This is a genomic window from Streptomyces profundus (genome assembly GCF_020740535.1).
Classification (GTDB): Bacteria; Actinomycetota; Actinomycetes; order Streptomycetales; family Streptomycetaceae; genus Streptomyces; species Streptomyces profundus.
Window position 1 is genome coordinate 5,240,475 of the sequence record NZ_CP082362.1, and the last position, 23,072, is coordinate 5,263,546.

A 23,072-nucleotide genomic window follows, 5' to 3' on the forward strand; every position below is an offset into this window, starting at 1 on the left:
GCCGCTGTTCGTCAGGTGTCGGCGTCGGCCGTCAGCCGCGCTGGATGCCCGAGGTGTCCTGGAGCACGCCGCGCCGCCCGTCCTGGGTCTGCGCCACCAGGGTCTGGCCCCGCTGCTCGACCGCCAGATACCAGTTGCCCGGGGTCAACTCGGCGACCGTGCCGGGCGAACCGTCCTCCCCGTACAGCGGCCTGGCCGCCGGCACGGCGAACCAGAACGGCTGGAAGTTCGGGTCCGGGGCCGCCGCCTGGGCCGGGGCGCCCGGCTGCTGGTAGCCACCCTGCGGCTGGGCGCCGGGGTAGCCGTAGCCCTGCTGCGGCTGCTGGGGCTGCTGCACGCCCGCGCCATAGGGCTGCCCCGGCTGGCCGACCTGGCCGGGCTGGGACGGGGTGGAGCTGGTCAACGGCGCCTGGAGCGCCGGCACCACCGGGGTGGCGGCGGCGAAGCCAGCCAGCACCAGCGAGGAGATGAAGCCCATGATGAGGCCCACCGCCGCGTCATAGCCGTCGGGGCCACCGACCAGCGTCCAGAACCCGGCCCACGGCGAGGTCACCGCGAGCGCGATGCCCCACTGGTCCAGGCGCAGCCCCAGGAACTCCTTGCCCGGGGGCAGGAAACGGGAACCCACGATCGCGCCGGCGCCGAACAGCCCGGCGAGCGTCAGCGAGGGCAGCAGCGGGAACAAATCGCTGGACCAGCCGTTGTCACTGTAGGGGCCCGCCTTGCGAGCGTCGAGGAACGAGAAGATGAAGAGCAGGACCGCTGCTCCGATAACTCCTGCGTCGCCTCGGGAGAGCGAGCGGTTGTTCACATCAGATCCTTTGTCGTTCTCGTCGTCTTGGGTCGGGTCGGGTCGGGCGGAGCGAGCCCCATCGTACGGATGAACACCGACCCGGGTGTCGCGGAGGGGTTCACTGTTTCCCAGGCGACACGCTTGTGATGTCGTCGTGACATCGTCCACAACTGTGTGGACGACGGCCTCCTCAGCTCAGTGCCCGGGGCCCACCCGTCTGAGCACGCGCAGGGTGTTCCTGGCGGTCACCTCGACGAAGGCCCCGCTCTCCAACGCCCGCAACCAGACGCGGTAGGGGGCCTGCCCGCCGTCCGCCGGGTCGGGAAACACGTCATGGATGACGAGCAACCCGCCCTCGGCGAGCCTGGGAACCCAACTCTCGTAGTCCGCCAGGGCGTGTGCGTCGGTGTGGCCGCCATCGACGAAGACCAGACCGAACCTCCCGCCGCCGTTCCCGCCGAGCGCGGCGGCGACCGTGGGGGAGGCGCCCACCAGGGCCACCACATGCTCCTCAAGACCCGCGGCGGCCACCGTACGGCGGAAGAGCGGCAGCGTGTCCATCCGACCTGGACGGTCGGGATCCGCCAACTCCGGGTCCGCGTACTCCTCACCTGGCTGCTGCTCCTCGCTGCCCCGGTGGTGGTCCACCGTGACGGCGACCGTGCCGGCCGTCCGCGCGGCGGCGGCCAGCAGCAGGGTGGAACGGCCGCAGTAGCTGCCGATCTCCAGCAGCGGCAGCCCGAGCCCCGCCGCCTCGACCGCGCTCGCGTACAGGGCGAGACCCTCGTCGACGGGCATGAAGCCCTTCGCCGCCTCGAAGGCGGCGCGTACCTCCGGCTCGGGGGCGGTCGAGCCGCCCTCGTCCTCACGCACTTGTCCCCCTGGATGCCTGTGCCTGCCTCCCACATGCTGCCCTATCCACCCGCCCGGACCCCAACCGGGTCGCCGGGCGGGCAGGCCCGGCTCACCAACGGCTCACCGACGGCTCACCGACGGCCCGGCCCCCGGCTCACAACGAGCGGGCCAGGGGGGCCTGTTGCAGCGGAACCGGCTTGGTCACCCCGGCCGGAGCCGCGCCCGGGGACGGCGGCTCGGCCGGCCCGGAGGCGGAGAGCCTGGCCGGCCCCACCGCCTCCTCGGGCTCCGCCCGGGGAACGTCCGCCGGGGGGCCGTCCGCCCGGGGAACGTCCGCCGTGTCGCCGGCCCAGGGCGCGGGCTCCACCCCGTCGGCCGGCGAGGCGGGGGCCAGCGACTCGTTCCCCCTCGCCGGTTCGTGCAGCTCGGCCGCCGCCTCGACCGGCCGGGGCGCCGGCTCCGGCACCGCGGGGCGCGTCCCGGGCGCCGGCACCGGCGTCCGCGCCACCCCGCACGGCGTGGCCGCCGTGGCGTAGGGCAACAGCAGATCCCCGTCCACCGTCCACCGGCCGACGCCGGCCAACCAACCCTCCGGCGCCGGCAGATGGATCAACTCGCGCTGCTGGGGCCGCCACACCGCCACCCAGTCGGCGTCCGCCGTCGTCAGCCGCAGCGCCACCGCGCAGTGCTCCGGCATCAGCACCTGCCCCGGCTGCACCGCGAACGGCGTCACCCGCACCCCGCGCGGATGCAGCAGCTCGGGGAACCGCACCGGGCGGTGGCTGCCCAACACCCCCCAGCCGACCCGGTCCCCACCCGGCGCGTCCGAACGCACCAGCAGCAGACCGCTGTCGTAGTCCGCCAACAGCAGCCGGTCGTCGCTGTCCTCACCGATGCGGAGCAACTCCGTCGGCTCGCCGCCGTGTTCCACGTCCACGGTGACCGCGCGGATGCGCCCCGAGGCGTCCACGCGGTTCAGCGCCAGCAGCCGCCCCTCGCCGTCCAGCCACGCGCCGCCCGAGCAGCGCCCGGCCAGCACCGTGACCAGCTCGGGCCCGAACGCGCCCCCGCACACCAGCCACAGCGCGGTGCCACCCGCCTCGCCCGACTGCGGCGCCAACGCGTACACGCGCGCCCCGTCGGGCGCCGGCGGCAGCAGCGTCAACCGCTCGCACTCCAGCGCGCCGAGCGCCAGCTCCCCCGTGTCGGGCCCCGACGGGTAGAGCAGGGAGAAGTGGTAACGCCCGTCCGTGCGGCGGCCGATCAGCACCCGGCCGTCGGCCAGCGGCACCAGCGGGCTGTCCGGCTCCTCGGGCTGGTCGGCGGGCAGCAGCACCGCGTACGGCTCCGGGCTGTCCAGGGTCCACCGCTCCGGGCACCAGCCCGCGCCGCCGCGCGACACCAGCCTGGCCGCGTAGGAGCCGTCGGCCGCGATCGTCAACGGCGCCGGCTCCAAGACTCCAGCCGTCACGTGCCTTTCACCTCCGTCAGGGGTGGTCCGATCCACGGCCCCGCCGCACCGGGGAACGGCGACGGCGAAACCGTGCGAACCATCGACGGTAGGGGGAGAAGGCCGGCCAGCGCGCGGACTTCCCGCCGTACCACCGCCGGATTCGCCCCACCGACCGCGCGATCGAGCCATCCGCACCGCACGCTCGACTTCACGCTTAAGAGGGGACGCCGTCCACGCCCGCTGACCCCGGGGGCGCGGGAGCGCCCGGCGGCCCGACGTCCCGGGGACGGTTTCCCCAGGGCCGGGGGCAGGTAGCCTGGGCCCGTGCCCGTACTCTCCGATGTGATCACCACGCTCGACAGCCTATGGCCCCGCGCCTGGGCCGAGCAGTGGGATGCCGTGGGCCTGGTCTGCGGCGATCCGGACGCCGAGGTCACCCGGGTGCTGTTCGCGGTCGACCCGGTCCAGGAGGTCGTCGACGAGGCCGTCGCCATGGGCGCCCAACTGCTGGTCACCCACCACCCCCTCTATCTGCGCGGCACCACCACGGTCGCGGCCGACAGCTTCAAGGGCCGCGTGGTGCACACCCTGATCAAGCACGGCATCGCCCTCCATGTCGCCCACACCAACGCCGACCGCGCCGACCCCGGCGTCTCCGACGCGCTCGCCGACGCCGTCGGGCTGCGCGTCACCGGGCCGCTGGTGCCCGCGCCCGACGATCCCACGGGCCGGCGCGGCCTGGGCCGACTCACCGAGCTGGACGCCCCGTTGACGCTGGGCGCGCTCGCCGAGCTGGCCGCCGCCAGGCTGCCGAGCACCGCGCAGGGCGTCCGCGTCGCCGGTGACCAGGGCCGCCAGGTGCGCACGGTCGCCGTCTGCGGCGGCTCGGGCGACAGCCTGTTCGCCGAGGTGCGCGCCGCCGGTGTCGACGCCTACCTCACCGCCGACCTGCGGCACCACCCCGCGTCCGAGGCACGCGAACACTCCCCGCTCGCGCTGCTCGACGCCGCGCACTGGGCCACCGAGTGGCCCTGGTGCCAGCAGGCCGCGGCCCAACTCGACGCCGCCTCGGAGCGGCAAGGCTGGGGCCTGCGCACCGAGGTCTCGCGCCTGGTGACGGACCCCTGGACCGTCCAACTCCCTTCGTCCCCCTCAGGAGCCCCGAACTGAACGCCGAGCCCGCCGACCAGCTCCGCCTCCTCGACGTCCAGGCCCTGGACGTCCGGCTGACCCAGCTCTCCCACCGGCGCGACAACCTCCCCGAACACGCGGAGATCCGCGCCGTCGAGAGCCAGCTCGTCCAGCAGCGCGATCTGCTGGTGGCCGCCCAGACCGAGGAGAGCGACACCGCCAGGGAGCAGACCAAGGCCGAACAGGACGTCGACCAGGTCCGCCAGCGCGCCGTCAGGGACCAACAGCGGCTGGACTCGGGCCTGGTCACCAACCCCAAGGACCTGGCGAGCCTACAGAGCGAGATCACCTCGCTGGCCAAGCGCCAGGACGATCTGGAGACCATCGTCCTGGAGATCATGGAGCGGCACGAGACCGCCCAGGGCCGCGCTAAGGAACTCGCCGTCCGCCTCGACGAGTTGCAGAGCCAGGCCAGCGAGATCGTGGCCCGCAGGGACGGCCTCACCCAGGAGATCGACGCCGAGGTCGCCACCGTCCGCGCCGACCGTTCCACCGCCGTCGCCGGGGTCCCGGCCGACCTCCTCAAGCTCTACGAGAAGCTGCGCGAGCAGCAGGGCGGCATCGGCGCCGCCCGGCTCTACCAACGCCGCTGCGAGGGCTGCCGGTTGGAGCTGAACATCACCGAGGTGAACGACGTCCGCGCCGCGCCGGCCAACGCCGTGGTGCGCTGCGAGAACTGCCGTCGCATCCTGGTGCGCACCCCCGAGTCGGGGCTGTGAGCCGCCGATGACCCGCGCGTTGCTCGTCGAAGCCGACGGCGGCTCCCGGGGCAACCCGGGCCCCGCCGGCTACGGCGCGGTGGTCAAGGACGCCGACACCGGCCAGGTGCTGGCCGAGACCGCCGCCTACATCGGCACGGCCACCAACAACGTCGCCGAGTACCGGGGGCTGATCGCCGGCCTGCGCGCCGCCTACGCCCTCTCGCCCGAGGCCAGGGTGCGGGTGCGGATGGACTCCAAGCTGGTCGTCGAGCAGATGTCGGGCCGCTGGAAGATCAAACACCCGGACATGCGCCCGCTGGCCATGGAGGCCCAGCAGATCTACCCCGCCGGCGCCGTGCGGTTCGAGTGGATGCCCAGGGAGCGCAACAAGCACGCCGACCGGCTGGCCAACGAGGCGATGGACGCCGGCCGGCGCGGCGAGGAGTGGCAGCCGAGCGGGCCGCCCACGCTGGAGCCGTCGGCGTTGGGGGAGCGGCCGGCGCTGGAGGAGCCGCCGGCCTTGACGGAGCCGCCGGTGGCCGAGGTGGCGCGCGGTTGGGGCCCCTCGACCGGCACCCCCACCACCCTGCTGCTGCTGCGCCACGGCGAGACCCCGTTCACCGCCGAGAAGCGCTTCTCCGGCAGCGGCGGCCCCGACCCCGAGCTGACCGACACCGGGCAGGCACAGGCCGCCTCGGCCGCCGGCGCGCTGACCGGCGCCGGCATCGGCGCCGTCGTCAGCTCCCCCCTGCGGCGCTGCCGGCAGACCGCCGAGGCCGTCGCGGCGCGCCTCGGCCTGGACGTCCGGATCGAACCTGGCCTGCGGGAGACGGACTTCGGCAGCTGGGAGGGGCTCACCTTCGAGGAGATCGGGCAGCGCCACCCGGCCGACCTGCGCGCCTGGCTCAGCAGCGCGGACGCGGCGCCCACCGGCGGCGGCGAGAGCTTCGCCGCTGTCGCCCGCCGGGTGGCCGTCGCCAGGGACAAGACGCTGGCCCGGTTCCCGGGCCGCACGGTGCTCGCGGTGACGCATGTCACCCCGGTCAAGACCCTGGTGCGGCTGGCCCTCGGCGCGCCGCCGTCCGCGATGTTCCGCATGGAGCTGTCGCCGGCCGCGCTCAGCGAGGTCGGCTACTACGCGGACGGCAACGCCACGGTGCGGCGCTTCAACGACACCGCGCACCTGGGGCTCACACCTCGCTGACCACCACGTCAAGACGGCTGGGCGCGGCCTCGTCGCGCTCCACCCGGTAGCCCAGGTCGCGCAGCGCGTCCGCCACCCGGCCCGCGCCGCGCGGCAACGGGCCGGCCTCCAGCAGATCCCGGACCAGCCGGCCCTTGGTCGCCTTGTTGAAGTGGCTGACCACGGTGCGCTTCGGCACCCCGCCGACCAGCCGCTCCTGCAACACCCGCACCGTGAGCGTGCGGTCACCCACCTCGCCCGTGGGTCGCCACAGCGCCGCGTAGGCCGCCGAACGCAGATCCAACACCGGGCCGCCGCCGGCCGCTTCGGGCAGTGCCTCGGCCAGCGGGCCGCGCCAGTGGCCGGCCAGAGCGCCCACCCCTGGCAGCCGCACCCCGGCCGAGCAGCGGTACGCCGGGACGCGGTCCCCGATCCGCAGTGCGCCCCAGAGGCCGGAGAAGACCACCAACGCGCCGGCCGCCCGCCGCTTCGCCGCCGCGCTCAACCCGCCCAGGGCCAACGCGTCGTACAGCACCCCGGTGTACACGGCGGAGACCCGCCCGGTCGGCGCGCTCCGCAGCGCGGCGTTCCGCGCCACCTCCCCGACCTGCCCCGCGCTCAGCCCGAGGACCTCCCTGGCCTTCTCCGCATCGCCCGAGCACAGCGCGACCAACTCGTCCAACACCCGCGCCCTGGCCTCCGTCAACCCGGGGAACGACAGCGACTCCAACGCGACGGGACGGCCCTTGAGCCCCCCGGCCTTGCCCTCCGAGGGCGGCAGCAGCACCAACATGACCAGCAGCGTACGTCCTCCTCCGAAGGGGTATCGTGGACCGCACGGCGGACGAGCCGGCCGGGCGGTCGCGTTGGGGCTCCCACTGGGAGACCCACCGAGGAACGTCCGGGCTCCACAGGGCAGGGTGGTAGGTAACGCCTACCTGGGGTGACCCACGGGACAGTGCCACAGAAAACAAACCGCCGGGGCCGCGCGAGCGGCACCCGGTAAGGGTGAAACGGTGGTGTAAGAGACCACCAGCGCCCAGGGTGACCTGGGCGGCTCGGTAAACCCCACCCGGAGCAAGGTCAAGAAGGGGCCGCGCCAGCGGCCTCGCGTGAACGCCCGAGGGCTGCCCGCCCGAGTTCACGGGTAGACCGCTTGAGGGTGATGGCGACATCACCCCTAGATGGATGACCGCCACCCTGGCGGGCCCCGGCCCCCCAGGCACACAGAACCCGGCGTACAGGCCGCCTCGTCCGTCGCCTCACCGTTCTTCCTGGTCAGAGCGGGTGCGCCGGCCGCGCACCCGCCCCGGGGGCAACCCCTGAGTGGATCACCGCGGTCACGTTGACCCCACCGACCGCGGTCGGCGGGTGGGCGTAGGTGTCCCAGCTCTCGGAGAACTCCGCATGCCGGGAGAGCGCCTGCACGGTCTTGGGGTCGTGGAAACGGGTTCTCTCCGGCAGTCCCGCGATCCGCAGGGCCCGGTGCCACCTCTGGTTGAGATCGCTGCGCTGGACCGGACTCCCGAACCGGTTGGTGACCAGCAGCCCCTCGTCGGGGGCGGCGCCGGAGACACTCAGCTGATCCGCGAGGAAGCGGACCGGCCGTCCCCCGATGTCCGGGTCCACCCACGACTCGGTTATGGGCGCTGGCCTCATCCCAGCTGCGGAAGGCGGGCCGAGATGCGGGGTGTCGCGGGGTGTGGGACAGGGGCGGGGTGTCGGTGGTTGGGTAGTGGGTGGGGCGGTCAACTCGTCTTCAGTGCAGTGAGTTCGGTGACGGGGAGGGGCAGAGTGGAGCCGTTGCGGGCGGGGGATCCAGCGCGGGTGGGTGGTTTTGTGTTGCGGGGCCGCTTGGGTGCCGGTGGGATGGGTGAGGTGTTCCTGGGCCGGTCGCCGGGGGGCCGTTTGGTGGCGGTGAAGGTGGTGTATCCGCACTTGGCGGGTCAGCGGGATTTCCGTGCTCGTTTCGCCCGGGAGGTGGTGGCGGCCGAGGCGGTCAGTGGGGCGTTCACCGCTCCTGTGGTGGCTGCCGGGCCGGACGATGACTTGCCGTGGATCGCGACCGCCTACATCCCCGGCCCGGACCTGGCCGAGGCGGTAGCCGGGGCCGGCTCGCTGCCGGAGGGTGCGGTGTGGGGGTTGGCGGCCGGGTTGGTCGAGGCGTTGCAGGCCATCCACGTGAAGGGGCTGCTGCATCGGGATCTGAAGCCGTCGAACGTGCTGCTGGCCGCAGACGGTCCGCGAGTGATCGATTTCGGGATCGCCCGCACGATGGAGGGCGCCTCGCTGACGGGGACCGGGATGGTGATCGGCACGCCTGGTTTCATGTCCCCGGAGCAAGCCGAGGGCGGTCGCGTCGGGCCGGCCAGCGACATCTTCGCGCTCGGAGCGGTCCTCGCCTATGCCGCCAGCGGCACCGAACCCTTCGGGCAGGGCGCGCTCTTGGCGATCCTGAACCGCGTCGTCAACCAGGACCCGAACCTGAACGCCGTCCACGGTCCACTTCACGACCTGATCGCCGCCTGCCTGGCCAAGAACCCCGATGAACGGCCTACCCTTCCTCAGCTGTTGGACCAGGTCACCTCGCAGTGGGCCCCGCCTGACGAAGGCCCTACCGGCGGGTCCCTGTGGCCCATCGCCGTGACCACCCTCATCCAACAACGGGCCACCACCCCGTACACCCAGCCTGCGGCCCGGGCCCCGTTCCATGACGCCCCCACCGCGACAGCACCCGCCCCGAGGGAGCTGACCCGCCGCTTCGAAGAGGCGCTACGCACCGGCGAGGCGGGGGATCATGCTGAGGCGGCGCGGCTCTTGGCCGGGGTTGTTTCCGATCGTGCGCGTGTTCTCGGGGCTGACCATCCTGACACCCTGCGCGCCCGGTACAACCACGCCTGGTACACGGGGGACATGGGGGCAGACACGGAGGCGGTGCGACTGTTGGCCGAGCTGGCTGTGGACTACGCGCGCGTGTCGGGTCCTGACCACTCCGACACCCTGCACGCGCGCCGTCTCCATGCCTATGTGCTGGGGCGGGCGGGGGAGCATGGGGAAGCGTCCCGGCTGCTGGCTGGCGTCGTCGCGGATTATGAGCGTGTGCTTGGCCTCAGCCACCCCCATGCGCTGACCGCCCGCCATAATCACGCCTTCGCGCTCGGACGCGCCGGAGAGCCATTGGAAGCGTCCCGGCTGCTCGCCGACCTCATCACGGACTATGAGCGTGTGCTCGGCTCCGACCACCCCCGCACCCTGAACGCGCGCGAGGGCTACGACTGGAACCTGCGCCAGTTGAAGAAACGCGGAAAGTGACCGGGGCTGGCCGCGTTCGCGGGAACGGGCTTGTCAAGGCGTGGGGAGCAGATCGAGTAGTGCCCGGACCGGCCGGTCCGGGCGACCGCGCACCCGGTCTTCGGTTGCCTGGTCTCAGCGACGCCGGACGGGAAGCTCGGGGCCGGTGACTACGGCTATCTCCCGTGAAGTCACGAGGCTTCCCGTCGCGGTGTCCTGCCCAGCAGTTAATCGCGGAGCGCACCCCGGGCACCAAAGTCGATCTCCAGCGCCGCCGGGCTCTGACCGCCTCGACCTGGAGCGGACGTCACCCCGGGGGGTGCGCTGGAGAGCTGGGTCAGCGTGGCGCCGGCTCCGGTGCGCAGGGAGCGGGTGATGGTGAGGACTTCGCGGGTGGATGGAGGCGGCGGCGTCCATGGCCCAGGCGCACAGCTGTCCGTGCCCGGCCTGTTGGGTGAATTCCATCGCTTCGGCAGCTGCCTGCTGAAGGACCTGCGCTGTGGCGGCCGGGGAGGACAGGGCCAGTCCGGCGAGTTTCACCGCGTCGCGACGCTTCGCCTCCGCCACCTCCGTGAAGGTCCGCGAGCCCACGTTATTGCGGGCTGTCTTCCCGTCAGAAAGTCTTCCACCGTCCGGCGCCGGGTCCCAAGGCGAGCGGGAGGCACCTGCCTCGGTGGGTGGCGAATAGTCGTGGGCGAAGCCGAGTGCGACCGGATGAGTCGCGAACAAGCGGCAGAGCAGGTAGTCCGCGCTCGGGAGGACGCCGGCCTCCCAGTCCTTCCAAGACCGCTCGGAGAGCCCGACCTTGGCCAAACCCTGGGCTTCGACCAGCTGGTGAGCCTCGGCTACCGCACGAGCGATGGCCCAGCCCATCGCCAGGCGGCGACACTTGAGCCGGCGAATGCCCACAGTGCGTCGCTATCGCCTCCGCGATCTCCGTGATCAAGGCGCCCTCTCGCAGTGACCTCCCGCACGAGGCGTTGTGGACCGGGGTGGATCCGTTCGCCGTCTCGGCTCTCACGTCCTGCGCCCTCCCACAGAGGCGCCCGCTGACAGCGCCGGGTGCGCGGTCTGGTGCTGACGGTGATCGCTTGCCTACCCCGGGGGACGGCCAAACCCGACAACCAAGGGCGGGGTGACCGCCCGCGGCGGGCGGCCGGCCCGCCGACGGTGAACGGCGAGACCGAGCCGGACGTGTAACGCGCCTTCCCCCCATCCGCACGCCCCGGGCTCTTGCCCGGTGGGAGAACGAGAGGGACACGCACCATGGAAGACGCACCGCCGACCGTCGCCCTGTCCGGGCAGATCGCCCAGATGGACGGCTTGGACTGGCGGTGATCGAGCGGATGCGACATGGGGCCCTTACCGCTCCGGCGCCCTGGAAGGCCGCGTACAGCGAGTTCCAGTCCGGTGGCTGGTGGACCACGTCGCTGATGAACGCCTCCGGCGAGGCCGCCGATGGCGCCGCCTGCCCGACCGGTCTGCTACAGCGGATGCCGGCGACCGCAGTCCTGTTGGCCGGGCTCGGGCTGTCCTACATGTGGGTGCGGCTCGCGCGGCTGGCTATACACCATCAACAGCCGCTCAAACCTGAGTTTCGGGTGGTCTCCTCAAAGAGCTCATCAGGACCCCTGTGTAGTCGTACAGTTACGCGCATGGGGGTGGAGGTGAACGGTGAGGAGTTGTACGCGCACAGTCGGTGTGCGGGGTCCGGGGTTCGTCATGGGTTGGCTGAACACCTGCGGGGGACGGCCGCGTTGGCGGGGCGGTTCGGTGGGGTGTTCGGCGCGGCTGAGCTGGCGGAGTACCTGGCCCTTGTCCACGACGTGGGCAAGGGATGCTGTGCCTGGCAGAACACGCTGATCAATCACGCGGAGCCCAACGACAAGCCCGTCGGCATCCCGCACAAGGACGCGGGGGCGTGGCTGGCGCAGGAGTACACATCCAAGATGCTCGCGGCAGTGGTGCACGGGCACCATGGCGGTCTGTCCGAGCGCAACAGGGTCGCGGAAGTCGTGAAGAACGTGCGGTCCGGGACCGACGCCGACGCCAGGAACGCGCGAGAGTCCGTGGATGCCGTTTCCGCCGTCGTCCCCGAGATCCTTCCCGGTCAACGCCTCGCCCTGCCAGCATGGTTGGGAGCGTTGCCGGCCCGCGAGCGGGGGCTGGGCAAGGACCTCCTGATCCGGATGCTGTTCAGCTGCCTGGTGGACGCCGACTACCTGGACACGGCCGCCCACTTTGACGGCACGGGGACACCGCGCGTCGCGGGAGACGCCGACATGGCCGTGCTCGGTGCTCGCTTCGAGACTCGGCGGGCGGAGTTCCTGGCAGGACGAGAGCCATCGCGTGTCGATGCCATTCGCAGCGGGGTGTACGAGCAGGCGCTCGCCGCCGCCGAGCGGGAGCCGGGGCTGTATGTGCTCCATGTGCCGACGGGAGGCGGGAAGACGCTGGCCTCGGCCGGGTTCGCGCTCCGTCATGCCGCCAGGCACCGGATGGGGCGGATCGTGTTCGCCGTTCCGTTCATCAGCATCACCGAGCAGAACGCCGCCGTGTACCGCGATCTGCTGGATCCGCACAGGGGCGAGCCCGGCGGTCCGGTGGTTCTTGAGCACCACAGCTCCGCCGACCTGGAGGAGGAAGTCGCCGGCCCCTGGGCGCGGTTGGCGGCGGAGAACTGGGACGCTCCGGTGGTTGTCACCACGACGGTTCAGTTGTTCCAGTCGTTGTTCTCCCACCGCCCGGCCGCGATGCGGAAGCTGCATCGGCTGGCCGGATCCGTGATCGTGTTGGACGAAGTGCAGGCGCTTCCGGACCGGTTGCTCGCACCGATCCTGAGCGTTTTGCGCGGGCTGGTGGACCACTTCGGCGCGTCGGTGGTCCTGGCCTCGGCGACGCAGCCGGAGTTCTGGGCCCGCCCCGAGTGGGACGGTGCCGCCCGTCATCTGGTGGTCGACGATGTGTCCACGCTCTTCGACGAGTTGCGTCGGGTGACGTACCACTGGCGGTCGGACGAGGGGGGTTCCTGGGAGACGATCGCCGAGGAGATCCTCGAAGAGCCGGGTTCTCGGGTGCTGACCGTGGTCAACACGACCCGCGACGCCGCCACGCTCCACCGCCTGCTCGCCGAAGCGCTGGCGCCGGCTGACGATGACTTGGCGGATGCGGACGAGGCATCCGAACGGCCCATGGTTCTGCATCTGTCGACCAGGATGACGGCCGGGCATCGACGAGAAGTGATCGACCTTATCCGGAAGCGATTGGCGGAACGACAGCCGACGTTCGTTGTGTCAACAAGTCTGATCGAGGCTGGAGTTGATCTCGACTTTCCGTGCGTCTACCGGGCGGTGGCCCCCGCAGAGTCCATGCAACAGGCGGCAGGCCGTTGTAACCGGGACGGGCGTGACGACGACGGCAGGGTCGTCATCTTCCGCCCGGCGGAGGGCGGCGACCCGAAAAGTAAGTCGTACAAAGCGGCAAAGGAGGCGTCCGAACGCTTCTTCGGCCCGGAACTCGCCGCGCCCGATGATCTCGCTGCCCTGTCCTCGTACTACGCCGAGCGGTACGCGGCGCAGGGGAGCGACGGACGTGCGTTCGGGGAGGAGATCCAGCGGCTGCGGCGAGAGCTGGACTTCCCGGAGGTGGCCAGGTCGTTCCAGATGATCGACGACGCCTACTCCCAACCCGTGGTCGTGATCCGACCGGAGTTGACCGAGGCGGAGCGCGACGTGATCGAGGCCGATATCAAGAGCCTCGGCGACCCCTATCCCACGGGCCCGGAGGTATGGCGCCGGCTCCAGCCCCATACGGCCTCGCTGCCGCGCCACGAGGTCCGAGAGGCACTGAACAACCGCCTCGCCGACCTGGTCGTCGGCGACCTGGTGGTCTGGCGCGGCTTCTACGACCCGCTCCGGGGGTTGGACAGCGAGCGGGTGGAGGACCCGACCGCGTTCCTGGTCTGACGGGAGTGCCATATGCGGCGCGTGGCGCCCCTTTGTACCCCTCACGGGGGTGATGTATCTCCAAGAAAGGAAACTCATGAGTTCGACGACCGCCGGTGCGCGGCGGCCCGCGCGGGGGAACGAGGGGTGGGCGTTTCCCGATCTCGTCGTGGAGACGTGGGGGGAGTTGGCGTGCTTCACCCGGCCGGAGTTGAAGTCGGAACGGGTGAGCTATCCGCTGATGACGCCTTCCGCCGCCGACGGTCTGCTCCAGTCCGTCTTCTGGAAGCCACAGTTCCAGTATGTGATCCGGCGGATCGAGGTGCTCAGCCCGGTGCGGTGGGCGCGGGTGCGGCGCAACGAGGTCGCGTCCGTGCCGAACGCGTCAACGGTGGCGGCGTTCCAGAAGGACCGGCGCCGGCGCTATGACGTGGAGGCGGACCGCGATCAGCGCGGCACGACCGCGCTGCAGGACGTGCGGTACCGGATTCACGCCCAGATCGCCGTCTCGGCGAAGGCGCGGGCCGGTGGCAACGGGTTCCCACCCGCCTCGGAGGAGAAGTACCGGGAGCAGTTGCGGCGGCGGGTCGAGCGCGGAGCGTGCTTCTCGCAACCGTTCTTCGGCTGCCGAGAGTTCACCGCCTTCTTCGGGCCGGCAACGGATCTGCCGCCGCAGACCGACTGGAACGACGAGTTGGGCGTGATGCTGCACTCCATCGCGTACACACCCGAGGGCGAGCGGTATCGGTGGTTCCGCGCCTCGGTGCGTGGGGGTGTCATGGAGGTCGAGCAGCCGTTGCCCGAGGGCGCGGTCGCCGTGGCCGACCCCCACTGGCGTGCCGACGCGGGCTCAGGTTCGGGCGGGGAGTAGCCGAGATGCTGCTGCAACGACTGGGCGAGTACGCCGAGCGGGCCGCCGAGGATCTGCCCGCCGAGTACCACAGGGCGAAGGTCATCGATCGGGTGCTGCGCCTCTCGGCGGACGGCAGGACCGGCGAGTTGGAGGACCGGCGCAAGCCGGCGAAGCAACGGGCGGAGGCGCTCGTCGAGTACGTTCCGCACGTTCAGCGATCCGGCGTCAAGGTGCCGCCGTATCTGCTGGTGGACACGGCCGAGTTCGTTCTCGGCGTGCCCAACGCCAACGGTAGGAACGGGCTGACGGACAAGGAACGGGCCGAGGCCGAACGGCGGCATGCCGCCTACCGTGAACTCGCTCTGCGCTGGGCCGACTCCGTGCCCGACGACCCCGCCGCGACGGCGCTGCGGACGTATCTGACCGCGCCTGATGTGGCGCGTCCAGCCCTGGACGGTGTCGGGCACAAGGAGATGGTCGCCGTCCGTGTCGGCACCTGTTGGTTGCACGCCCTCCCCTCGGCGCAGGGGCTCTGGGCCGACGTGGTGCGGGAACGCAAGGGCGGCAAGAAGGAACGGTCCGGGCTGTGCCTGGTGTGCGGCGAGCATGGCGCGTTGCTCGCCACGATCCCCGAGCCGGTGAAGAAGGGATCGGTGCCGACCACCGGCGGCAGCAACGAGGGCCAGCTGGTCTCCATCAACACCGCAGCCCAGGGGCGCAACGGAATCCAGCAGCTCGTCAACACCCCGATCTGCCACCGCTGCGGCGGTCGAGCCATGGCCGCCCTGAACCATCTGCTCGCCTCACCGACCCAGAGCAGGCGCTTCAAGGACTACGGCACATTCACGTGGTGGACCCGCGAGGCGGGGGAGGACCCCGACCTCACGCCCACGTTGAACGACCAGCCGGACGAGGCCACCATCGCGCGACTGATCGACAGCATCGACGACCAGCCAACTCCCCGCGCCGCCGACGGCGTTGACCCCGACGCCTTCCACGGCCTGACCATCGGGCTGAACAACGCGCGGATCGTGGTGCGCGACTGGATCGACGTGCCGGTCCCCGAGATCAAGCACACCCTCGGGCTCTGGTACCGGCAGCACGGCGTACACGAGGGTTGGAAGCGCCGCATCCGTCATGTGCCCAGATGGCAGATGGCCCTGTCGTGCGGGCGTTGGGACGGTCAGCGCTATGTGCGGGACAGTGCCCCGATCGGTCTGGAGACGGAGTTGATGTTCTCCGCGCTCCACGGCAGTCGGCTTCCCGCGCGCGTGCTGCCGCTGCTGGTGCAGCGCATCCACGCCGACCGCAACATCGACGCCCCCCGTGCCGCGCTCATCCGCCTCGCCCTCAACCGAACTGACCACTACAGGAAGCCCGAGATGCCCGCCGCCCTCGACGAAACGGACAACCACCCCGTCTATCTGTGGGGCCGGATCTTCGCCGTGCTGGAACAGATCCAACGCCTGGCCGTTCCCGGGCTCAACACCAGCCTCCGCGACAAGTACCTGCCGACCGCCGCCGCGGCCCCCGACCCGACGATGACCCAGCTGTTGAAGAACGCCAACGGCCATCTCAAGCGGCTCCATCGAGAGAAGCGCGGCGCCGGCATCGCGCTGGAGACCCGGCTGAACGAGTTCCTGGGACGGATGCCGCGCGGCGCCCTCCCGCAGCATCTGAACCTGATCGAGCAGGGCGACTTTCTCATGGGCTACTACCACCAGCGCCAGGCGGACTTCGAGGCCGCCGCCGAGGCGAAGACGTCGGCCAACGACCAGAGCCAAGCGCCCGTGCCTGCCCAGCCCTCGGCGTAACCAGCCGTCCTCTCGTCCACCCCACCTTCTCCGAGGAATCGAACTCTCATGACCGACCCGCACCTGGACCCCCAGCGCAAGCACGACTTCGTCCTCCTGATCGAGGCCCTCGACTCCAACCCCAACGGCGACCCGGACAACGGCGGTCTTCCCCGCACCGATGTGGTCACCGGCCAGGGGCTCATCACGGACGTCGCCATCAAGCGGAAGATCCGCAACACCGTCGCCCTGTTCAACTCGGAGGAGCGGAGGCCCGGTTACGAGATCTATGTCGAGGCCGGCACCGCGTTGAACGCCCAGCACGAGCGCGCCTATGTGGAGGGCGGTGCGACGGCGAAGGACTCCGCCCAGCGGTGGATGTGCCAGAACTTCTTCGACGTCCGGATGTTCGGCGCCGTCATGACCACCGGGAAGCGGGAACGCCGGGCCGGCCGCGTCCAGGGGCCCGTGCAACTCGGCTTCGCCCGCAGCATCGACCCGGTGACCCCGCTCGACATCGGCATCACCCGGGTCACCCCCACCCGGGAGGAGGACCTCGCCGCCTGGAACAACCCGCGGCCGGAGGGCGAGTCCGGCAAGGACAAGGGGAAGAAGGAGGTCAACGCCAAGGAGACCGAGATGGGCTCCAAGCACATCGTCCCCTACGGCCTCTACAGGGGCAGCGGCCACTTCAGCGCCCCGCTCGCCGCGAAGACCGGCGTGACCAGCGACGATCTCGCCATGTTCTGGCGCGCGTTGACCCTGATGTTCGAGCACGACCGCGCCGCCGCCCGCACCGGGCTTACCCTGCGCGCCCTGCATGTCTTCAGCCATGACGACGCGTTCGGCAGGGTGCCCGCGCACACCCTCACGGATTTGGTCACGGCCACGCTCCGAGGCACCACGCCAGCCCGGAGCATCACCGACTACGACCTCTCCGACCCCGCAACCGCCGCCCTGCCGAACGGGGTTGTGCTGACCACCCTCGTCCAGCCCGCTGCCACGCCCGTCCGTCCCACCATCCCGGCGCCCGCGTGACCACCGATCGGGCGGGGGCTCCGCGGGAGGGGGACCCGATCCAGGTCCCCCTCTCCGCCCTGGAACACTTCGCCTACTGCCCCCGGCAGAGCGGCCTGATCCTGCTGGAGGACGCCTTCGAGGACGACGTCGCCACCGTGCGCGGCACGCTCCTCCACCAACGCGTCGACACCCCTGGCAACCGGGGCAGGGGCTCCGTTCGCACCCTGCACGCGCTGCCCGTCTGGAACGACGACCTCGGCCTGGTCGGCGTCTGCGACGCCGTCGAACTCCACGCCGACGGCAGCGTCCTGCCCGTCGAGCACAAGTCGGGCCGCTACCGCCCCGGCGGCCCGGCCGACCTCCAGGTGGCGGGGCAGGCCATGTGCCTGGAGGCCATGTTCCACACCACGATCGAACAGGCCGCGATCTACTCGGCCACCGACCGCCGACGTCACCAGATCACCGTGGATGCGCCCCTGCGCGAACAGGTGATGAACGTGACCGAGGCGGTTCGGCAGATGATCACCTCGGCGAGCCTGCCGTCCCCGGTCACCGACGGCCGCTGCCGCCGCTGCTCGATGGTCGACTCCTGTATGCCGCGCGTCCTCGCCGACGACCGCCGCTACCGGCAGGGCCTCCGGGACCTCTACCGCACCACCCCCGAACCGGAGAACGTGTGAGCCTCGAACTCCTCAACACCCTCTACGTCCAGACCCAGGGCGCGGACCTCCGTCTGGAGGAGGACTCCGTCCGCGTCCGCCTCCCCGAGGCCACCGCGCGCCGCGTCCTGCCGTTACGCCGGATCGACGCCATCGTGGTCTACGGACACGTCAACCTCTCCACCGAACTGATCACCCGCTGCGCCCAGGACGCCCGTTCCATCACCTGGATGAGCGGCGGTGGACGGTTCCTCGGCCGTCTCGACGGCGCCGTACGCGGCAACGTCCTCCTCCGTCAGGCACAACACCGCGCGTTGGCCGACGAGTCGGTGAGCCTGGAGATCGCCCGCAACGTCGTCGCCGGCAAGATCCGCAACAGCCGCTGGATCATTCTCCGGACCGCGCGCGACGCGGCGCCGCCCGCGCGGGAGGAGATGCGCACGGTGGCCGCGACGCTGGCCGAGAAGATCGACACCGTCGCCTCGGCCGCGGACGTCGACACCCTCCGGGGCATCGAAGGCGACTCGGCCCGCCTGCACTTCGCCGCGTTCCGCCACGCGCTGCGACCGGCGGACGGCATCCCCCCTTTCGAACGCCGAGTCCGCCGGCCACCCACCGACCCCGTCAACGCGCTGCTCTCCTACCTGTACGGAATGGTGCGCGGCATGGTCCACGGGGCGGCGGAACAGGTCGGCCTCGACCCGTATGTCGGCTACCTCCACGGCATCCGTCCGGCGAAACCCGGCCTCGTCCTGGACCTGATGGAGGAATTCCGCCCCGTCCTCGCCGACCGGCTGGCCCTCACCCTCCTCAACCGCCGTCAGCTGCGCGCCGAGCACTTCGAGGAACTGGCGGGAGGCGCCGTCCAGTTGACGGAGGACGGCAGGGCCGTGGTCATCCGCGAGTGGCAGGAAGCGCGCCAGCAACTCTGGGAACACGGTCTCGCCGGCCGCTCCGTCCCCGCCGGGCTCCTCCCGGTCATGCAGGCCCGCCTCCTCGCCCGCCATCTGCGCGGCGACCTCCCCGGCTACCTGCCGTGGAAGGTGACGGCGTAATGGACCTGCTGCTCACCTACGACGTGGACACGACGAACGCGGACGGCGCGCGGCGACTGCGCCGCGTCGCGAAGCTGTGCGAGGGCTACGGCCTCCGGGTGCAGAAGTCCGTCTTCGAGATCGTCACCGACGAGGCCGACCTGCTCCGCCTCCTGGCCCGCATCGACGACATCATCAACGCGGAACGCGACAGCATCCGCATCTACCGCCTCCCCGCAGGCGGCCTCGCCGACGTCCGAACCCTCGGCATCGCGCAGGTGCAGTCCCACCGGGACGACCTCGTCCTGTGAACCACGGGGATCTGTGCGCTTGAGGTTCGGAACCCCAAGTACACACGCGGCCTGCGGGTCGCACCGAAGAGAAAAGTCTGGGATGGGATTGATGTCGGGTGTGTTGGGTGTAGTGCTTCGCTCACCTTTCGTCATCACCACAGCTCAGATGCAGTGGCGGTCACCCTCCGGGCGGCCGAGGTGGCGGTCGTTTTCGTACGCCTCCGTCAGGCTGTAGGTGTTGGGGGTGGCGGTCACCCTCCGGGGCGGCCGAGGTGGCGGTCGTCCTCCGGGACGGCCGAGGATCGCAACGACCGGGACACCGGCGAGGTGATCGCCGGCCCGCCGGTGGCGGTCGTCCTCCGGGACGGCCGAGGATCGCAACTACGAAGGAGAAGAACAAGCAAGCAAGCGCGCCGGACGTGGCGGTCGTCCTCCGGGACGGCCGAGGATCGCAACTTTCTAGACGGCTGGGGATCGGTCAGGCCCGGGAGGTGGCGGTCGTCCTCCGGGACGGCCGAGGTTCGCAACCCCCGGCCCCTGTCAACGGCCCCCACCCCGGGCAGGTGTGGCGGTCGTCCTCCGGGACGGCCGAGGTTCGCAACTCTTCCAAACAGGTCACGGTGATCTGGCGCTTGTGCCGAGTGGCGGTCGTCCTCCGGGACGGCCGAGGTTCGCAACGCCATGTTGGGCCTCGCCCCGGACAGCACCGCGAGGTGGCGGTCGTCCTCCGGGACGGCCGAGGATCGCAACGCGATCTACGGAACGCTCTGTCACATCTGCGGTCATGGTGGCGGTCGTCCTCCGGGAGGGCCGAGGGGGGCAAGGGGATGAGGGGCTACTTACCGCAGCCGCTTGCTGGGTGGTCGGTGGGCTGCTTGCGGCTTGGTCTTCGCTTGCTCATCTGGTCTCGGTGCGCTCTTGGGCCCCAGGGCGCGGGTCGCCGTTGTCAGGCGTAGGTGGATGGATGGCGCGGCGGAGGTGGTGTGCTTCGGGGGTGTGGGTTGCGGTGGCGGCGTTGGTGAGGTCGTTTTCGAGGGTGATGGCGCGGTTGAGGGTGTTTTCGAGGAGGCCGATCAGTCCGGGTCTTGGGGCGTCGGGGAGGGCCCGGGGGCCGAGGACCTGGTGGGGCGGTGTGCAGAATTTTGCACGGTTGGGCTGGGCGCGGACGGAGGGAGGGACGCTGCGGTCACGATCTGGCCGACGAGGTGGGCGGTGAGGCGTTGGCTCTCCGCTCGGTGCGGGTGCGCAGTTGTTGGTGGAGGTCGACGGCGGTGTCGGGGGAGTGGCGGGCAAGGGGGAGGGGGTTGCAGGTTTGTCGAGGTGGTGGTGGAGGCGTTCGGCGGGGGGCCATTCCTCGATGAGTTGGTAGCCGGCGCGTCTGCTGATCTCCCAGCGCTCCTGGAGGTACTCCTCGAAGGTTTCGTGGCTGTGGCGGTAGAGGCGTCGGTCGCGGAGGGTCGAGGGTGCCGGTCGCGTCGGTGGTTTCGGGGTGGGGGATGTGGTCGGGAGTGAGGGTGGTGTCGGGTTGGCGGCGGCGGGCTCGGAGGTCGGCGGTGCGGTCGGGGGCGGTCATCGCAGGAGCCCTCGGTCCAGCAGTTCGGTGACGAGCTCGTCGGAGGCGGAGCCGGTGGCCTTGACGGGTTCGAGCATGGACTGGGCGTAGCGCTGGCGGATGGGGATGCTGGTGGTGAGAACGTTCCAGCCGTCATCTTCGAGGTAGCGGCGCCTTGGAGGGCGAGGTCGGTGACGCGGTGCTCCTCGGCGTGGGCGCAGTCGACGATGCCCAGTTGGCCGGGGGTGGGGGTCGGGGGCACGTTCTTCTGGAACTGCGGGTCCGGTTGCTGGTGGATGGGGAAGGGGAAGCCGCCGGATGCGGCGTCCCATTCGGCGAGCTGGCGGCCTGTGGTCGGACTCGAAGGCGACGACGGGGTAGCCGCGTTCGTGGAGGGCGTGGGCTTGCCAGGCGACCGAGGTGGTCTTGCCAGCGGTGCGGGGGCTGAGGTGGGTGATGATCACGTGTTGGCGCCTTCTCATGGTTCACGCCGGGTGATCAACTCAGAGGCTGTCGGGGGGTGGGTGCGGGGACGAATCGGGGGCGGAAAGAGCTGGTTCGCTCTGACTGCCTTGGACTGCGCGTCTCCGCAGGTCAGATGGGGGCGAGGGGAAAACCCGGCGGACAGGCCGCCTCGTCCGTCGCCTCGTCGTTCTCCCTGGTCAGAGCGGGTGCGCCGGCCGCGCACCCGCCCCGGGGCACCGATCTTGAGGGACGCGCCGGGGAGTCCTGGTCGATGACGTCGTCCGCTCCGGCAACCAACTGTTGGCGATGAGCCGGATACTGAGGGTCGCCGGAGCCTCGGTCGCCGACGCGCTGTGCGTGCTGGAATGGCCGCTCGGCGGGCGACAGCTACTGAGTCAGCCGAGGTCACACCCCCCGCCGCCCGCCCCGGCCGCGAACCGCTCCGACGCACCACCACCTGAACCGGATCTCAAACACGCTCTGGGGGAGGCCAACAGATCGTCAGGCCCTCTCAGGGTCTCCTCTGTTTGCCCGGAGGACGGCGGTCCTCGGCGTCGAAGGCCGCCAGTACGTGTGCGCCAGGTAGAAGCGCCCGTCCCAGGGAGCCCAGGAGTCCGGCCTCCAGACCACCCAGCGAGTCGGCGAGTTCTTCCGCGACGTCCCAGCTGATCTCCTGAGCCACGGCTTCCAGGGGAGCGCGAAGGCCCAGTTTGCTGACCGCTGCCGCCGCACGAGCGGGGGTGAGGAGCGCCGCAGCGTGGGCCAGAATCCAAGGGGGAACTCCGGCGGCTCCCTGGAGTGGTGGGAGATACGGACGTGAGCCGTTGAACCGTACGTCCTCAGCGAAGGACGTCTGCTTCACCTTGGCCACCGGGCGTGTGTCCGCGGATCCGGCCTCTGGCCATTCGCCGGCCGGCTTGAGGACGTAGCCTTCGGCGAGGTTGTCCGGCAGGTCGGGCAGCCCGAAGAGGGCTGGAACCCGGGTGGGGAAGGCAACCGGCAGGTCATGGAGCTTGGCGAGCGTTCCCTGCCTGAGCACGGGAGGGCAGATGAGTCCTGCGGTCGCGGCGGCTTTGCGCAGGGCACGATCAGAAATCCAACGGCGTCCCTGGGCGTTCTCGACCTGCGCGTCGAACGGCAGCCAGTGCAGGCCGGGCGCGTACCACACACCGGTCTGGACCGGCTCGGCGTCGGCAGCGGCGGGGGCGTCTGCGTGTGGGTAGCATCCGCCGGCCAGCTCACCGTAGATCGTCACCACTGCGGTGTCGCCCCACGCACTGCGGAGTACGGAGGCGAAGCGGGCAGCTGCCACAAGTAACTCCGGCCAGACCCTGCTCATGCCGAAGAAGTCATCCATCGCTTCGTCGCCCAGCAGCTCACGCCGTTTGGCCGGATGAACGCCTGTGCCGTCGCACACCACCAAGAGGTGCGCTCCGTGCACCTTTTCCGTCGCGACCCACTCCCGGATTCCGGAGGTACCGAGCCTTCTTCCCTCAGAAATCTTGGGATACGGCCGAAGTGCGGGACCTTGAGAGGCAGCGTCAAACATGGTGTGGAGCGTGGCTGTTGTTCGTGGCCTGTGCAAGGAGATTTGTCCCGTGCCGCGGCAGTCAGGGTTTGCCCGGTAGCGAGCGTCCTGGTGCGTGCGATCAGCTGGCAGCCGCATGTAGGTGTCCTGGCTGGGCTTTCGGCTAACGCGGCGAGTGCGCGCGCCAGGCGGCGAGCGGGGCAAACCCTGCCTGACGCACCCCACTCGTTCGGAACGACCACGTATAGTTCGATCGGGCCTGCGCGATGGCTCGTCTATCGTTCAACTGGACCCTGGACCCTGGACCATGGGGGTTCGGAACCCCAAGCGCACACGCGACACGCGGGTCGCACCGAAGAAAAATGCCGGAGATGGGCGTGGTGTCTGCCGTCATGTGAGTTATCGCTAGTCAGCAGAATGTCATCTTCCCAGTTCAAAGGCCGTGGCGGTCGCCCTCCGGGACG

Annotated in this window: 17 protein-coding genes, 1 other RNA gene and 1 CRISPR repeat array (1 of these 19 only partly in view); of the genes, 12 read left to right on the plus strand and 6 right to left on the minus strand. The window is 70.9% G+C overall.

All coding sequences use genetic code 11. The annotated features are described in order from the left end of the window. Positions 1 to 31: 31 nt before the first annotated feature. The 3 genes from K4G22_RS23185 to K4G22_RS23195 all read right to left on the minus strand — a co-directional run bounded on the left by K4G22_RS23185 (position 32) and on the right by K4G22_RS23195 (position 3,119). Entirely contained in the window at positions 32 to 811 is a 780-nt protein-coding gene (locus K4G22_RS23185) for a DUF5336 domain-containing protein (RefSeq protein WP_228082275.1), read from the minus strand. Positions 812 to 988: 177 nt separating this feature from the next. Further along, the gene (locus tag K4G22_RS23190) at positions 989 to 1,591 is read right to left on the minus strand and encodes a class I SAM-dependent methyltransferase (protein WP_228084203.1); all 603 of its coding nucleotides are present in this window, start codon (positions 1,589 to 1,591) and stop codon (positions 989 to 991) included. 211 nt (positions 1,592 to 1,802) lie between these two features. Next, positions 1,803 to 3,119, minus strand: coding sequence for a hypothetical protein (locus tag K4G22_RS23195; protein WP_228082276.1), 1,317 nt, complete (start codon positions 3,117 to 3,119; stop codon positions 1,803 to 1,805). A 306-nt stretch (positions 3,120 to 3,425) separates the two neighbouring features. Here K4G22_RS23195 and K4G22_RS23200 point away from each other — a divergent pair, with 306 nt between their 5' ends. Genes K4G22_RS23200 through K4G22_RS23210 form a run of 3 tightly spaced genes read left to right on the plus strand, consistent with a single transcriptional unit; the run spans position 3,426 to position 6,197 of the window. Further along, positions 3,426 to 4,271, plus strand: coding sequence for a Nif3-like dinuclear metal center hexameric protein (locus K4G22_RS23200; RefSeq protein WP_228082277.1), 846 nt, complete (start codon positions 3,426 to 3,428; stop codon positions 4,269 to 4,271). Continuing rightward, positions 4,268 to 5,011: a zinc ribbon domain-containing protein gene (locus K4G22_RS23205; RefSeq protein WP_228084204.1), complete on the plus strand. Its 744-nt coding sequence runs from the start codon at positions 4,268 to 4,270 to the stop codon at positions 5,009 to 5,011. The genes K4G22_RS23200 and K4G22_RS23205 overlap by 4 nt, the downstream gene beginning before the upstream one ends. A gap of 7 nt (positions 5,012 to 5,018) precedes the next feature. Continuing rightward, the gene (locus K4G22_RS23210; protein WP_228082278.1) at positions 5,019 to 6,197 is read left to right on the plus strand and encodes a bifunctional RNase H/acid phosphatase; all 1,179 of its coding nucleotides are present in this window, start codon (positions 5,019 to 5,021) and stop codon (positions 6,195 to 6,197) included. Here K4G22_RS23210 and yaaA read toward each other — a convergent pair. Then, positions 6,184 to 6,969 carry a peroxide stress protein YaaA gene (gene yaaA, locus K4G22_RS23215; protein ID WP_228082279.1) on the minus strand — a complete coding sequence of 262 codons (786 nt, stop codon included), beginning with the start codon at positions 6,967 to 6,969 and terminating at the stop codon, positions 6,184 to 6,186. The two genes, K4G22_RS23210 and yaaA, sit on opposite strands and share 14 nt — an antisense overlap. Positions 6,970 to 7,021: 52 nt before the next feature. Here yaaA and rnpB point away from each other — a divergent pair. Beyond that, an RNA gene (rnpB, locus tag K4G22_RS23220) (RNase P RNA component class A) lies at positions 7,022 to 7,433 on the plus strand. A gap of 21 nt (positions 7,434 to 7,454) precedes the next feature. Here the strand turns inward: rnpB and K4G22_RS23225 are convergent. Continuing rightward, positions 7,455 to 7,805, minus strand: coding sequence for a hypothetical protein (locus tag K4G22_RS23225; RefSeq protein ID WP_228082280.1), 351 nt, complete (start codon positions 7,803 to 7,805; stop codon positions 7,455 to 7,457). Between the two features lie 210 nt (positions 7,806 to 8,015). Between K4G22_RS23225 and K4G22_RS23230 the strand changes: the two genes are divergently transcribed. The 8 genes from K4G22_RS23230 to cas2 all read left to right on the plus strand — a co-directional run bounded on the left by K4G22_RS23230 (position 8,016) and on the right by cas2 (position 19,081). Further along, on the plus strand, positions 8,016 to 9,488 hold the full coding sequence (locus K4G22_RS23230; protein WP_228084205.1) for a serine/threonine-protein kinase: 1,473 nt from the start codon (positions 8,016 to 8,018) through the stop codon (positions 9,486 to 9,488). A 1,313-nt stretch (positions 9,489 to 10,801) separates the two neighbouring features. Further along, positions 10,802 to 13,432, plus strand: a complete 2,631-nt coding sequence (gene cas3 / locus K4G22_RS23235; RefSeq protein ID WP_228082281.1) for a CRISPR-associated helicase Cas3' — start codon at positions 10,802 to 10,804, stop codon at positions 13,430 to 13,432. Positions 13,433 to 13,508: 76 nt separating this feature from the next. Beyond that, a complete protein-coding gene (gene cas5c / locus K4G22_RS23240) occupies positions 13,509 to 14,282 on the plus strand; it encodes a type I-C CRISPR-associated protein Cas5c (RefSeq protein WP_228082282.1) in 774 nt (257 codons plus the stop codon). A gap of 5 nt (positions 14,283 to 14,287) precedes the next feature. Further along, positions 14,288 to 16,078, plus strand: coding sequence for a type I-C CRISPR-associated protein Cas8c/Csd1 (gene cas8c / locus K4G22_RS23245; protein ID WP_228082283.1), 1,791 nt, complete (start codon positions 14,288 to 14,290; stop codon positions 16,076 to 16,078). Positions 16,079 to 16,126: 48 nt separating this feature from the next. Continuing rightward, positions 16,127 to 17,095, plus strand: a complete 969-nt coding sequence (cas7c, locus tag K4G22_RS23250; RefSeq protein WP_228082284.1) for a type I-C CRISPR-associated protein Cas7/Csd2 — start codon at positions 16,127 to 16,129, stop codon at positions 17,093 to 17,095. After that, entirely contained in the window at positions 17,092 to 17,757 is a 666-nt protein-coding gene (cas4, locus tag K4G22_RS23255) for a CRISPR-associated protein Cas4 (RefSeq protein WP_228082285.1), read from the plus strand. The genes cas7c and cas4 overlap by 4 nt, the downstream gene beginning before the upstream one ends. Continuing rightward, a complete protein-coding gene (cas1c, locus tag K4G22_RS23260) occupies positions 17,754 to 18,791 on the plus strand; it encodes a type I-C CRISPR-associated endonuclease Cas1c (protein WP_228082286.1) in 1,038 nt (345 codons plus the stop codon). The genes cas4 and cas1c overlap by 4 nt, the downstream gene beginning before the upstream one ends. Further along, on the plus strand, positions 18,791 to 19,081 hold the full coding sequence (cas2, locus tag K4G22_RS23265; RefSeq protein ID WP_228082287.1) for a CRISPR-associated endonuclease Cas2: 291 nt from the start codon (positions 18,791 to 18,793) through the stop codon (positions 19,079 to 19,081). Before cas1c ends, cas2 begins: the two co-directional genes overlap by 1 nt. 2,510 nt (positions 19,082 to 21,591) lie before the next feature. Here cas2 and K4G22_RS23270 read toward each other — a convergent pair. After that, positions 21,592 to 22,629: an RNA ligase family protein gene (locus K4G22_RS23270; RefSeq protein WP_228082288.1), complete on the minus strand. Its 1,038-nt coding sequence runs from the start codon at positions 22,627 to 22,629 to the stop codon at positions 21,592 to 21,594. 421 nt (positions 22,630 to 23,050) lie between these two features. Then, a CRISPR array of direct repeats spans positions 23,051 to 23,072; the repeat unit is 37 nt; it runs 834 nt beyond the window's last position.